The following is a 13,575-nucleotide window of genomic DNA, read 5'->3' as shown; positions in this document are numbered from 1 at the left end:
ATCAAGGTTCCTCGAAGCGGCCGGCGCGGACATCCTTCATCCTGCCGCGCAGTGCCGCCCGCTCTTCGGCGGTACAGGGCTGCGGACGGACGCCCTGGTTGATCATCTCGGCCTCGGAGACAGAGACATAAGCCGAGCGGGCAGCCGCGAGCTGCTCATCGCTCGTCCCACGCTCTTTTTCGGAAGCGAGGAAGCGGTCAAGCGTCGTGCGCTGCGGCGCGCCGGCCTTACAGGCGATGGCGCGCGAGACCGTCGTCGCCAGCACGGAGGCGCGGCCCGCGGCGGAATCGGCATGGCCGGCGACGCAGGCGCCGAGCGGCAGCGCGACGAAACAGGCGAGCAGCAGCGCTCGCCCGGCAGGCAGGAAGGCCATGGGTCGCTCAGCCTTCCTTTTCGGACAGGTTCACGCGCAGATGCGCTTCGCGCAACTGCTTCGGCGTCGCCGGCGACGGCGCGCCCATCAGGAGGTCGACGGCCTGCTGATTCATCGGGAACAGCGCGACCTCGCGCAGGTTGGTCGCCCCGGCGAGCAGCATGATGATGCGGTCAACACCGGCAGCCATGCCGCCATGCGGCGGCGCACCGTACTGGAAGGCCCGGTACATGCCGCCGAAGCGCTCGATCACCGTCTCCTCGCCATAACCGGCGATCTCGAAAGCCTTCACCATCGCCTCGGGGCGGTGGTTGCGGATGCCGCCGGAGGCGAGCTCGTAGCCGTTGCAGGCGATGTCGTACTGGAACGCCTTGATCGTCAGCGGATCATCTTCGACCAGCGACTTCAGGCCGCCCTGCGGCATCGAGAACGGGTTGTGCGAGAAGTCGACCTTCTTCTCGTCCTCGTTGTACTCGAACATCGGGAAGTCGACGATCCAGGCGAAGGCGAAGGCGTTCTCGTCGATCAGCCCGAGCTCGGAACCGACCTTGTTCCGGGCGCTGCCGGCGAACTTGTAGAACTTGTCGGGATCACCCGCCGCGAAGAAGCAGGCGTCGCCAGCCTTGAGGCCCATCTGCTCGACGATCGCGGCAACGCGCTCGGGGCCGATGTTGTTGGCGATCGGGCCCTGTCCCTCGCCGCCGTCCTTGACCATAAGATAGCCGAGGCCGGGCTGGCCCTCGCCCTGCGCCCAGGAGTTCATCCGGTCGCAGAAGGCGCGCGAGCCACCGCCCGGCGCGGGGATCGCCCAGACGCGGTTCTTCTCGCCCTCGAGGATGCGGGCGAAGACCTTGAAGCCCGAACCGCGGAAATGCTCGGAAACGTCCTGCATCTCGATCGGGTTGCGCAGGTCCGGCTTGTCGGAGCCATACTTGCGCAGCGCCTCGGCATAGGGAATGCGCGGCCAGTTGCGGGTGACGGACTTGCCCTCGCCGAACTCCTCGAAGACACCGGCGATCACCGGCTCCATCGTGGCGAACACGTCCTCCTGCTCGACGAAGCTCATCTCGACGTCGAGCTGGTAGAACTCGCCCGGCAGGCGGTCGGCGCGTGGGTCCTCGTCGCGGAAGCAGGGCGCGATCTGGAAATAGCGATCGAAGCCCGCCATCATCATCAGCTGCTTGTACTGCTGCGGCGCCTGCGGCAGGGCGTAGAACTTGCCCGGATGCAGGCGGCTCGGCACCAGGAAGTCGCGCGCGCCCTCAGGCGAGGACGCCGTCAGGATCGGCGTCTGGAACTCCGAGAAGCCCGACGACTTCATGCGCTGGCGCAGCGAGTCGATTACCCTGGTGCGCAGCATGATGTTGCTGTGCAGCTTGTCGCGGCGCAGGTCGAGGAAACGGTATTTCAGGCGGGTGTCCTCGGGATATTCGAGGTCACCGAAGACCGGCAGCGGCAATTCGGCCGACGGACCGAGCACCTCGAGCGCCGTGGCGAAGACTTCGACGGCGCCGGTGGCGAGGTTGGCGTTCTCGGTGCCGGCGAGGCGCGGCTTGACCTTGCCGTCGATGCGGATGACCCATTCCGAGCGGGCCTTCTCGGCATCGGCGAAGGCGGGCGAATCCGGATCGACCACGACCTGGGTCAGGCCGTAATGGTCGCGCAGGTCGATGAAGAGCACGCCGCCATGGTCGCGGATGCGATGGCACCAGCCGGAGAGGCGCACGGAGGCGCCGATGTCGCTCTCGCGGAGCGCGCCGCAGGTGTGGGAACGGTAGCGATGCAGGGTCACGGGTTCAGCTTTCCGGGCGTCCATGCGGCCGAAGCGGGCGCGCAAGCGATTTGGCGCCGTAACCACACGCGCGCGACGCGGTTGTCAAGAACGCCCGCGACATGGCGCATCGTCATCTGCTAAGAGCGCCGGCCATGAACCTGATCAACACGACCGAAGAGCTGGCCTCGGCCTGCTCCCGTCTCGCCACGCACCCGTTCGTCACGGTCGACACCGAGTTTCTGCGCGAGACGACCTATTATCCGAAGCTCTGCCTGATCCAGATCGCTTCGCCGGACGAGGCCGTGATGGTCGATCCGCTGGCGGAAGGGCTCGATCTCGCTCCGTTCATGGCGCTGATGACCGACCAGAACGTGGTCAAGGTCTTCCATGCGGCCCGGCAGGACCTAGAAATCGTCTGGATGCTCGGCCGCGTGCTGCCGACGCCGCTGTTCGACACACAGGTCGCGGCCATGGTCTGCGGCTATGGCGACTCGGTCGGCTACGAACAGTTGGTCAACGACCTCGCCAAGGCGCGCGTCGACAAATCCTCGCGCTTCACCGACTGGTCGCGCCGCCCGCTCAGCGAGGCGCAGCTGGTCTACGCCGAATCGGACGTCACCCATCTGCGCGACATCTACCTCGCGCTGCAGGCTGATCTCGCCGCCAGCGGCCGCGAGAGCTGGGTCGCCGAGGAAATGGCGGTCCTGAATTCGCCGGGAACCTATGAGGTCAAGCCCGAGAACGCCTGGCAGCGGCTCAAGGGACGCTTGCGCAAGCCGAAGGAGCTGGCAGTGCTGATGGAGCTCGCCGCCTGGCGCGAGCGCGAAGCCCAGCATCGCGACGTGCCGCGCCAGCGCGTGCTCAAGGACGATGCGCTGATGGACATCGTCCAGCGCGCCCCGCGTTCGGCCGAGGCGCTCGGCGAACTGCGCTCGGTGCCGAACGGTTTCGAGCGTTCGCGTGCCGGCGGCGAGGTGCTGGCCGCAGTCGAGCGGGCGCTGGCGATCGACCCGCGCAGCCTGCCCCGGCTGGAGCGCGAGCGCGGCCGGCCGGGCAACGGCGCCGTGCTCGACCTGCTCAAGGTGCTGCTCAAGGCGACCGCCGACGCCGAGCGCGTCGCGCCGAAGATCATCGCCTCCAGCGACGATCTCGAGGAGATCGCCGCCAATGACGAAGCCGACGTGCCGGCGCTGCACGGCTGGCGCCGCGAGATCTTCGGCGAGAGGGCGCTGGCGCTGAAGAACGGCTCGCTGGCGCTCCGGATCGTGCACGGGCGGGTGACGGTCGGCTAAGGGACCGCTGCCGAGGCGGTTGTCCTCGGCTATTCCGCAAGCGGGACTTGTCCGCCTGGAGGGAGCTGGGGTCTGCTGCGGTCGTTTGAGCGCTGGCAGGTGGCTGGCAGATTCTCGGGGGCGACGTGTTCATCCTGTTCCATCAATTGCCGCTGACGGCGATGTTCCTCGCCGTTCTGGCATTGAGCGTCGCGGCCTGCTGGCTCCTGATCGGCCTCGTGCGCTTCGCCGTTCCGCGTCTCGGCTACCGGCTCGGCGAGCCGCTGCCGATCCGCGATTCGATCATCAACACCTGCGGAGCGCTGTTCGCGCTGATCGTCGCCTTCTCTGCCGCCGGCATCTGGAACGACGCCGTGTCGGCGCGAACCGCCGTGCAGCGCGAAGCGGATGCGGTCGAGACCGCGCTCACCTTGTCCGTGGTGCTGCCAGAGGAGACCCGGTCCGAGTTTATCGGCGGGCTGCAGGCCTATCTGCGCGAGGTCGTCGCGGTCGACTGGCCGGCGATGGCCAGGAGCATGCCGCTCAGCGATGTGGTTTTCGACCAGTCGGAGAAGCACTTGCTCGGCGCCATCCAGCTGGTCTCGCGGCTGAATGTCACCGCCGCCTACTCGCCGTTGCTCAACCAGCTCCTAGAGACCCGCCACGCCCGGCTCGCGCGACTGTCCGCCTCGGTCGCCGGCGTCACCTGGGCGCAATGGTGCGCGATGTGGCTGATCTCGACGACGACCCTGCTCTCGATCATCATCTGCAACAGCCACGCCTTGCGCATGCAGATCGTGGCCGCGCATCTCTATGTGCTGGTCGTCTCGGCCGCCTATTTCGTCATCCTGGCGCATGACCGGCCGTTCGTCGGCCGGATCTCTATCCAGCCGACGGCGTTCCAGAGTTTGATCACGCGCTAGATCGGGTCCTGGCGTTCAGCGGATATCGATCTCGCGCCCGAGCAGCTTGGCGAGCTGCTTCAGACGCCCGGTCACACGCTCGCTCGCCAGCGACTTCAGATCGTCAGGCAGGCGCAGGACGAGCCGGCTGTCGATGCAGGTCAATGGTGCCCGCGGCAGGATGCCGGGCATGCCGGCCGAGATCAGATAGGCGACCCTGAAGGCCGCTGCGAGGATGTGGATGCGTTCGAGCAGGCGCGTCGTCAGGAGCCGCCGCAATCCTTCCGCCGCCGGAGCCGAGGCCTTCAGGCCGGCATAGCGATAGAACGCCGTCAGCGCGAGGAAGGCGCGGCCGGCGTGGTCGACGCCGCTGAACGAGGCATGGGCGATGACGTTAAGCGTCTGCTCGCCGCGATAATCGGGATGGGCGCGCCAGCCGATATCGGAGAGCAGGCAGGCGGCGAGCTGCAGCCGCTGCAGCACCGGATCGTCATGCGGATAGGCGCCGGCGACGAGCTTCTCGGTCCAGGCGATCAGATCGGCAGCATGGCGCGGGTCGCGGGCGCGCAGCTGGTTGTAGTCCTCGGCGCCGCGCAGCAGCGCGTCGGCGGTGCGCTCGCTTTCGTCGAGCTGTTCGTGCAGCAGGCCTTCGCGGACGCCGTTGGCGGAGATCACGACATTGCGCGGACGGCCGCGCTTGATGATCTGGTCGAGCACCAGCGCGCCATAGGCGAGCAACGGGCGGCGGGCGGAGGAGACCGCCTCGATCGCCTCCAGCATCGACGCGTCGGCGCGCTCGACCAGGCGGACAAAGTCGCTCGCCTCGCGGGCCGGCACGATGTAGCCGTGCATGACGTTCAGCGGATATCCGGACTGGCGCTGATGCAGGGTCGCGAGCGCGCGCCAGGTGCCGCCGACGGCATAGAAATCGCGCCCGCGCATGGCGGCGAGCTGCGGGTGATGGTCGAGATCGTCGCGGACGATCTTCTCAGCCGCCTTCATCGAGTTCTTTGAGCGGTCAATCAACGCCAGGCCGCCAAGGGGCAGGCTGATCCCCTCCCCGACCTTGCCGCCGTCGACCGCGATGAGTTCGAGCGAGCCGCCGCCGAGGTCGCCGACGACGCCGTGCGGCTGATCGAAGCCGGAGATCACCCCGAGCGCCGAGAGATAGGCCTCGCGATCACCCGAGATCAATTCGATCGGCTGGCCGACCGCGGCCTCGGCGCGCGCGATGAAGTCGGGCCCGTTCGAGGCATAGCGGGCTGCTGCCGTAGCGATGACCCTGAGCTGCCCGACATGCATCGCCTCGCAGAGGATGCGGAAGCGCACCAGCGCCGACAGCGCCTTGTCGATCGCATCCTCAGCCAGCATGCCGGTCGAGGCGACCTGCCGGCCGAGCCCTGCCATCTCCTTCTCGTTGAAGACCTGCGCGGGAGCCCGCGACAGATCCTCATAGACGACGAGACGGACCGAGTTCGAGCCGATGTCGATGATCGCGACGGTGTCGCCGACGCTCAGCCGGCCGGACGCCTGTTCAGGCCTTCTTGCCGGCGCGACGGGAGAGGCTTCGCGGGCTCGAACTCGAGAGAGATTTTCCACGACCAGACAGGCTCGGATTCGTCATGAAATACTTGTGGGCGTTGAACGACTCTTCGGCCGATGGCGGGACAATGCGTCGCGAGCCGCCATCGGGCAAGATGGTCCAGCTCTGTTCGTTGTCGAGAAAGTTCGCCAGCATGATCTGCTCGAGCATCTGCTGGTGGACCGTCGGGTTCAGGATCGGCGTCAGTGCCTCGACGCGGCGGTCGAGGTTGCGTGGCATGAGATCGGCGGAGGAGATGTAGAGCTTGGCCTTGGCCGAGGGCATGCCGTGGCCGGCGCCGAAGGCATAGACGCGGGTGTGCTCGAGGAAGCGCCCGACGATCGACTTGACGCGGATATTGTCGGAGAGACCCGGCACGCCCGGCCGCAGGCAGCAGATGCCACGCACGACGAAATCGATCTGCACGCCGGCCTGGCTGGCGTCGTAGAGCGCGTCGATGATCTCGGGATCGACCAGCGAGTTGCACTTGCCCCAGATCGCGCCCTTGCGGCCGGCCTTCACATGCGCGACCTCCTCGGCGATGTCGTCGAGCAGGCGCTTCTTCAGGTTCACCGGCGAGACCGCCATGCGCTCCAGCTCAGCCGGCTCGGCATAGCCGGTGATGAAGTTGAAGATGCGGGCGACGTCCTGCGCCATCACCGGATCGGCGGTGAAGAAGGAGACGTCGGTGTAGATGCGCGCCGTGATCGGGTGGTAGTTGCCGGTGGCGATGTGGCAGTAGGTCACGAACTGCCCGGCCTCGCGGCGCACCACCATCGAGAGCTTGGCGTGGGTCTTGAGCTCGATGAAGCCGTAGACGACCTGGACGCCGGCGCGTTCCAGATCCTTGGCCCAGCGGATGTTGGCCTCCTCGTCGAAGCGGGCCTTGAGCTCGACCAGCGCGGTCACCGACTTGCCGGCCTCGGCCGCTTCCGCCAGAGCCTGGACGATCGGCGAGTTCGAGGAGGTGCGGTAGAGCGTCTGCTTGATCGCGACCACATTCGGGTCGCGCGCCGCCTGCTGCAGGAACTGCACGACGACGTCGAAGCTCTCATAGGGGTGATGGACGATCAGGTCCTTCTGGCGGATGGCGGCGAAGCAGTCGCCGCCATGCTCGCGGATACGCTCGGGAAAGCGGGCATTATAGGGCTTGAACTTCAGGTCCGGCCGGTCGGCGCCGACGAGCTGGGACAATTCGTTCAGGGCGATCATGCCATCGACGACCACGACCTCGTCGGGATCGACCTTGAGCTCGCGGATGATCATGTCGCGCAGATGCGCCGGCATGTCGGCATGGAGCTCCAGCCGGATGACGACGCCGCGGCGGCGCTGCTTCAGCATGGTCTCGAAGACGCGGACGAGATCCTCGGCCTCCTCCTCAATGTCGAGATCGGAGTCGCGGATGATGCGGAAGGAGCCGGTGCCCTTGACCTCGTAGCCGGGGAAGAGCTTGCCGATGAAGAGCGCGACCAGGTCTTCCAGCATGATGAAGCGCTGGACACCCTCACGGGCGAGGTCGGGCAATTCGATGAAGCGGTCCATCTTGACCGGGACACGGATCAGCGCGTCGAGCGCGCGCCCGTCGCTGACACGCTCCAGCGCCAGCGCGATGGTGAAGCCGAGATTGGGGATGAACGGGAAGGGATGGGCCGGATCGATCGCCAACGGCGTCAGCACCGGGAAGACATAGTGCAGGAAGCGGTCTTCCAGCCAGATGCGATCCTGCGCGCCGATATCGGCCGGCCGCAGCAGCACGATCCGGTTCGCCTCCAGATCGTGCTTGAGCTCGGTCCAGCGGGTCTGCTGGTCGCTCGTCAGAGCGTGAACACCCTCGCCCAGCGCCGTGAGCTGCTCGGCAGGGCTAAGGCCATCCTGGCTCGGCGTCACGACGCCGGCCTTGAGCTGCTCGCGCAGGCCGGAGACGCGGACCATGAAGAACTCGTCGAGATTGTTCGCCGAGATCGAGAGGAAGCGCAGCTGCTCGAGCAGCGGATGGTTGCGGTTGGAGGCCTCCTCCATCACGCGCCGGTTGAACTGCAGCCAGGACAATTCCCGGTTCATGAAGCGCTTCGGCGACTGCCGCAGCGCCTCGTCGAGATGAAGGACCACTTCTGCCGCCACCGGGGCCGCAGCCTTGAGGACCGGTGCTTCCGCCACATCCTGGGTCATGCGCTTTGCTCTCGCTGTCGACGCTGCTCGTGCCACTGCCGATCCTGTAGCTCTGCTCTGTGTCGTTTTGCTTGCAGCCGCAGTAGCCGCGCCGATCTTGAAGCCACCGTAGCGTGACGGTTCGATGACAAGCGAGACGCAAACGTCATGAACGACCCGCGTCAGCGGATGCCGGGGCCTTCAGCAGGCCGGTAAGGAAAAGATCGAGCGACCGCTCCATTACGTTCTCGGCCTCGTCTTCCGTCACGCCCCAGCTCGGGAACTGGCCGTCGATCAGCATGCGCGCCAGGCCGTAGACCAACGCGCGACCGGTGATCTGGATCAGAGCGGGATCGTCGACGCGCAGGAGCCCGCGCCGCGCCGCTTCCTCGAGCAAACTCACCATCTGCGCCTGGATCTGGGCGTTGTCCGCACCCAGCGAGGCCGAACCGGCAAAATCGATGGCGCGGCGCGAGGAGATGATCTCGAAATGCGTCGGGTTTCGCCGGGCCCAGTCGAGGAAGGCCTTGCCGATGGCGCGAATCCGCCGGATCGGATCGTCGCTGGTCTCGCGTTGGAGCGAAGCGGCGATCTCGGCCCGGAAGCGTGCCATCGCCTCCTCGGCTACCGCAGTCATCAGCGCCACCTTGTCGGGAAAGTGGCGGAACGGGGCTGCGGGCGAGACCCCGGCACGGCGCGCCACCTCCCGGATGCTGACGGCGTCGAGCCCGCCTTCGGCCGCGAGCGCCAGGCCCTCCGCGATCAGCACCTCGCGCAGATTACCGTGATGATAGGTCGAGGCGCTCGCCGCGCTCCCGCCCGCCCCTGTCCGACTCGCTTTCGTCGTGCCCATCGCCGCGACCCTAGACCAGTTTCCCGGCCGGCAGCAGCCGCGCCGGGCCGCCAGGCATCGTCATCACGATCATGTAATCGCCGATTACATTCCATTGCCCCACCGTTCTCGATATGTAATCACTGATTACATATCGAGCCACTCAGGGGAGAAGCGTGATGTCGAACGAAAACAGGCGCAGTCCGGCTCTTCCGGCCGGCCTGGAAGGCTGGCCGCTACTGGGCGCGCTCGCTGCGATCCTGACCATCGCAGCCCTCGCCGCGTTTGCTTCCGCCGGCGGCAGCGAAGGCATCCGCATGGCGATCCGGCTGACGGCGCGGACCTCGCTCGCCCTCTTCCTCCTCGCCTTCACTGCCTCCGCCCTGTTTCGCATCTGCCCGAATCCGTGGACCCGCTGGCAATTGCGCAACCGGCGACAGCTCGGCCTCGGCTTCGTGGTCTCGCACCTGCTGCACGCCATCGCGATCATCGCGCTCGCCGTGACCGACCCGACGCTGTTCGCAGCGCTGGGCGGGTCGAGCATGCTCGTCGCCGGCGGCAGCGCCTATCTCGTCATCGCGGCGATGGCAGCGACCTCCTTCGACCGGACGGCTGCGCTGATCGGCCCGGCCGCCTGGCGCCGGCTGCATCTGTTCGGCGCCTGGTACCTCTGGCTGAGCTTCATGGTCACCTTCGGCAAGCGCGCCCAGCTGGACATGGCCTACTGGCCTTTCATGTCCGCGCTGCTCGGCGCCTGCGCGCTGCGCCTCATCGTCAATCGCCTGTCATTTCCTGTGCTGCGGCGCTGAGGGCGCTTGCACCAGCCCCGCCCCTGCTGTTTGGTCGGCATGCGAATCCCGCATGCCTTCAAACCGGTCCAGAGAGCCAACTTGTCCGAGCACCAGCACGCCGACCATGGCGATATCGTCTATCCCTCCGCCATCCCCTTCGTGCTGGCCCATCTCGCTTGCTTCGGCGCACTCTGGAGCGGCGTCAGCGCGACCTCGCTCTGGCTCGCCTTCGGCCTCTACTGGCTGCGCATGTTCGCGGTGACCGGCGGCTACCACCGCTATTTCTCGCACCGGACCTACAAGACCAGCCGGATCGGCCAGTTCGTGCTCGCCCTCCTCGCCCAGTCGACGGCGCAGAAGAGCGTGATCTGGTGGGCCTCGAAGCACCGGCACCATCACCGTTTCTCCGACACCGAGCACGACGTGCACTCGCCGGTGCTGACCTCGTTCTTCTACTCCCATGTCGGCTGGATCTTCAGCAACGGCCACGACCGTTGCGACACCTCGACTGTCACCGACCTGACGCGCTTTCCCGAGCTTAACTTCCTGCACCGGTTCGAATTGCTGCCGGCGGTCGCGCTCGCCCTGATCTGCTTTGCCATCGATGGCTGGAGCGGCCTGTTCGTCGGCTTCTTCTGGTCGACGGTCGCGGTCTACCACGGCACCTTCTGCATCAACTCGCTGGCCCATGTTCACGGCGACAAGGACTATGTCACCGGCGATGAGAGCCGGAACAACTGGTGGCTGGCCATCATCACCATGGGCGAAGGCTGGCACAACAACCACCACGCCTATCAGTACAGCGTCCGCCAGGGTTTTCGCTGGTGGCAGTGGGATCCGACCTACTATCTCATCCTGGGTCTGTCGAAGCTTCGCCTGGTCTGGGACCTGAAGGCGCCGCCGCAGGCAGTGGTCGAGCGCTCGCAGGCGCTGCCGCCGCGCGTGATCGAGCGTTCGGCCGAGCGGCTTGCCGCATCCGTCCCGGTGGAGCGCATCGTCCAGTCCTTGCGCGACGCCTATGCCAGCGCGCCCGGCCTGCCGGAGCTGCATCTGCCTGAACTGCATCTGCCGACGCTGACGCTGCCGGAGTTCCGCGAGGCCCTGGCTGCGATGCAGGCCCGCGCCGGCGAGCGCCTGCACGCCGTCCAGGCGCAGGCGCAGGACGCGATCGCGCAGTGGCACATGCCGAGCCTGCCGAGCCGCGAGGAGCTGGCCGAGAAGGCCGCCGCCATGTTCGTCAAGACACCCTCGCTCGATGCGATCGCGGCGCGGGCGCACGATCTCCTGATCGAGACCATCCATGCCCGCCTGACCGGGACGGCGGCTACGGCAAAGGCCTAAGGCCTCACTCCTCGGGGAATAGCGAGGCGACGACCTCGGTGGCCATGGCGCGGGTGACGCGCCGGCCACGCTCGAGCGAGAGCTTGTCGATGGCGTCGACGAGATCGCGCGCCGCGGCGAAGGAGCGCTCCATCCGGAGCGCCAGCGCCTCGATCGTGCCGGTGTCGACGATGAGCTGGCGGTCGACGAAGAGCTTGACCAGCAGAGCGCGCAGGAGCGCATCGTCCGGCGGTGCGATCTCGGCCTGCGGCGCTAGGCGCAGACGCGAGAGCAGGTCCGGCACCTTCAGCCCCCATTGCCCCGGCTCGGTCCGCGCGGTCAGCAAGACGGAGGCGCCGCGCGCCCTGGTGGCATTGAGCAGATGGAACAGCGCCGGCTCGTCGAGCGGAGCACGGTCGCAATCCTCGATCACCAAAGCGCCGCCGGAAGCCAGATGCGGCACCTTGGCCTCGTCCAGCTCGTCTGCGGACAGCGTCCAGGCATGGGCGCGCGCCGCCCAGATCGCGGCCAAATGGGTCTTGCCCGCCCCTTCCGGGCCGACCAGGCGCAGCCAGGAGGCGGGCCAGCCCGGCCAGCTCTCGATCAACCCGTAGGCCTGCTCGTTCGAGGGACCGACGAGGAAATCCTCGACGCCGTGCCGGCTGTCGACCGGCAGGTCGAAGGCGAGCTGACGAGGTTTCACCGGCGGCTCACGGCTCGACATGGGTCTTGGTCGCCGGGCCGGTCTGGCCACGGTAGTAAGGGCTGGCGAGGTACTGCCGCAGCACGAAGCGGGCGAGCACGCCGATGATCGCCGCCAGCGGCACGGCGAGCAGCAGGCCGACGAAGCCGAAAAGCGAGCCGAAGGCGAGCAGCGCGAACATCAGCCAGACCGGATGCACCCCGATCGAGTCGCCGACGAGCTTGGGCTGCAGGATGTTGCCCTCGATGAATTGGCCGATGGCGAAGACGGCGAGCGTCAACAGCGGCATCGTCCAGTCCGGCCAGAACTGCACGGTGGCGACGCCGACCGAGAGCACGAGCCCGGTCAGCGAGCCGACATAGGGGATGAAGGAGAGGAAGCCGCTGATGATGCCGATCAGCGCACCGAAATTGACGCCAACCAGCGACAGGCCGACCGCATAGAACGTCCCGAGCAGCAGGCAGACCAGCGCCTGCCCGCGCAGGAAGCCGGCGATGGCCGTGTCCATCTCGTGGAGCAGGCCGCGGATCGTCTCGCGATGGTCGAGCGGCAGCCAGCTGTCGACCGTCGCGACCATGCGGTCCCAGTCGGCCAGCAGATAGAAGGCGATGACGGGGGTGAGCACCAGCAGCGAGAACACGCCGATGATCGCCGTACCGCCCGACCAGAGCGAGCCCAGCAGCTTGCCGACCCAGCTGGTCGCCTCGCCGACGAGGTTGCCGAGCGAGCTCTGGGCATCCTGGGCCAGCTTGGCGCCACCGAAGCGCTCGATCAGCGGCGCTCCGCGCTCCATGATCAGCGCCTGGAGCTTTGCGGCGTCACCCGGCAGGCGCGCGACCAGGCCAGCGAGCTGCTGGCTCAGCAGCGGGGCGAGCAGCACCAGCCCGGCGATGAAGACGAGCAGGAACAGGCAGAGGATGGCGATCGTCGCGGTGAGGCGGCTGAGGCCCCAGCGCTCCAGCCGGTCGGCCAGCGGATCGAGCAGATAGGCCAGCGCCAGCGCCGCGATGAAGGGCAGCAGCACGTCCCGGAACAGCATCAGCGCGAGCACGAGGACAGCGAGGGCAAGCAGCCAGAAGAGCAGTTGACGCTGAAGACTCATGCACTCGCCTCTACATGACCTATGGCGCCTGATTATGGTGATCCACCCCGGATCATCCAAGCTTCTGGATCAGCCCGCCATGTGCCGCAGCCAGAGCGCGAGGTAGGCGCCCATCGAGGCGAGCGTCAAGGCCGCGACGACGATCTGCGCCGCCGGCATGATCGCACTAGCGTCGATCTCGAAGGATTTCGAGCCGAGCACGAGAGCGGCAAAGACGAGCTGGGCCGCAGTGTTGAGCTTGCTGACGACGATGGGCGCAATCGTCACCGGCTTTTCCATCAGCCAGGACAGGATCACCGCCGTGACGATCATCAGGTCGCGCGAGACGACGACGATCACCAGCCAGACCGGGATGATACCGACAATGGCGAGGGTGATGTAGATCGAGACGATCAGCGCCTTGTCGGCGAGCGGATCGAGATAGGCGCCGAGCTCGCTCTTCATGTCGAAGCGCTTGGCGATGAAGCCGTCGATCGCGTCGGAGACGCCGGCCGCGACGAAGAGGAAGAAGGCCTCGTCCCAGCGGGCATTGACGATCATGACGATCACCAGCGGCACCAGTATCAGCCGGGCGATGGTGATCAGGTTCGGAAGCGTCATCGCGGGAGACCTGCCGAAAGAATCGCAGCTCAGGGTAGAACATGGGCGGGAGAAGTGCGAAACGCTTTCGCGGAAGGGCTTGCCCCCCGCCCTGCCCTTGCCTATTCGCTCGCGCAGCATGAGCAGTATCTGGTCAGGTCGAAGCGACCTGATCCGCAAAACAGGCTCTAAGGAGCG

Annotated in this window: 12 protein-coding genes; 4 read left to right on the top strand and 8 right to left on the bottom strand. The window is 66.9% G+C overall.

The features are described 5' to 3' along the window. Position 1 precedes the first annotated feature (1 nt). Together ACWIGM_RS17070 and aspS are read right to left on the bottom strand one after the other, a co-directional pair. Entirely contained in the window at positions 2-373 is a 372-nt protein-coding gene (locus tag ACWIGM_RS17070) for a hypothetical protein (RefSeq protein ID WP_454027158.1), read from the bottom strand. Positions 374-380: 7 nt separating this feature from the next. Continuing rightward, positions 381-2,159, bottom strand: coding sequence for an aspartate--tRNA ligase (gene aspS / locus ACWIGM_RS17065; protein ID WP_454028014.1), 1,779 nt, complete (start codon positions 2,157-2,159; stop codon positions 381-383). A 140-nt stretch (positions 2,160-2,299) separates the two neighbouring features. On the opposite strand from aspS, the gene rnd reads away from it, so the two are divergent. Further along, positions 2,300-3,439, top strand: coding sequence for a ribonuclease D (gene rnd, locus ACWIGM_RS17060; protein WP_454027157.1), 1,140 nt, complete (start codon positions 2,300-2,302; stop codon positions 3,437-3,439). A 125-nt stretch (positions 3,440-3,564) separates the two neighbouring features. Further along, positions 3,565-4,341, top strand: a complete 777-nt coding sequence (locus ACWIGM_RS17055; protein ID WP_454027156.1) for a bestrophin-like domain — start codon at positions 3,565-3,567, stop codon at positions 4,339-4,341. A gap of 15 nt (positions 4,342-4,356) precedes the next feature. Here ACWIGM_RS17055 and ppx read toward each other — a convergent pair whose 3' ends face one another. From ppx to ACWIGM_RS17040, 3 genes are all read right to left on the bottom strand, one after another. Beyond that, entirely contained in the window at positions 4,357-5,919 is a 1,563-nt protein-coding gene (gene ppx / locus ACWIGM_RS17050; protein ID WP_454027155.1) for an exopolyphosphatase, read from the bottom strand. After that, the gene (locus ACWIGM_RS17045; RefSeq protein ID WP_454027154.1) at positions 5,855-8,071 is read right to left on the bottom strand and encodes an RNA degradosome polyphosphate kinase; all 2,217 of its coding nucleotides are present in this window, start codon (positions 8,069-8,071) and stop codon (positions 5,855-5,857) included. Before ACWIGM_RS17045 ends, ppx begins: the two co-directional genes overlap by 65 nt. A 145-nt stretch (positions 8,072-8,216) precedes the next feature. Further along, complete coding sequence (locus tag ACWIGM_RS17040) at positions 8,217-8,903, bottom strand: TetR/AcrR family transcriptional regulator (protein WP_454027153.1); 687 nt, start codon at positions 8,901-8,903, stop codon at positions 8,217-8,219. Between the two features lie 158 nt (positions 8,904-9,061). Here ACWIGM_RS17040 and ACWIGM_RS17035 point away from each other — a divergent pair, with 158 nt between their 5' ends. Then, positions 9,062-9,691: a hypothetical protein gene (locus tag ACWIGM_RS17035; RefSeq protein ID WP_454027152.1), complete on the top strand. Its 630-nt coding sequence runs from the start codon at positions 9,062-9,064 to the stop codon at positions 9,689-9,691. Positions 9,692-9,772: 81 nt separating this feature from the next. Further along, a complete protein-coding gene (locus ACWIGM_RS17030) occupies positions 9,773-11,014 on the top strand; it encodes an acyl-CoA desaturase (protein WP_454027151.1) in 1,242 nt (413 codons plus the stop codon). A gap of 4 nt (positions 11,015-11,018) precedes the next feature. Here the strand turns inward: ACWIGM_RS17030 and ACWIGM_RS17025 are convergent, their stop codons facing one another. From ACWIGM_RS17025 to ACWIGM_RS17015, 3 genes are all read right to left on the bottom strand, one after another. Continuing rightward, on the bottom strand, positions 11,019-11,717 hold the full coding sequence (locus ACWIGM_RS17025; protein ID WP_454027150.1) for a P-loop NTPase family protein: 699 nt from the start codon (positions 11,715-11,717) through the stop codon (positions 11,019-11,021). Next, complete coding sequence (locus ACWIGM_RS17020; RefSeq protein WP_454027149.1) at positions 11,704-12,798, bottom strand: AI-2E family transporter; 1,095 nt, start codon at positions 12,796-12,798, stop codon at positions 11,704-11,706. Before ACWIGM_RS17020 ends, ACWIGM_RS17025 begins: the two co-directional genes overlap by 14 nt. 69 nt (positions 12,799-12,867) lie before the next feature. Continuing rightward, positions 12,868-13,398, bottom strand: a complete 531-nt coding sequence (locus tag ACWIGM_RS17015) for a CDP-alcohol phosphatidyltransferase family protein (protein ID WP_454027148.1) — start codon at positions 13,396-13,398, stop codon at positions 12,868-12,870. Positions 13,399-13,575 lie beyond the last annotated feature (177 nt).

It is taken from the genome of Allobosea sp. NPDC055332 (genome assembly GCF_053645455.1).
Note: the sequence above shows the minus strand (reverse complement) of the source record. Positions and strands in the feature narration are given on the sequence as shown.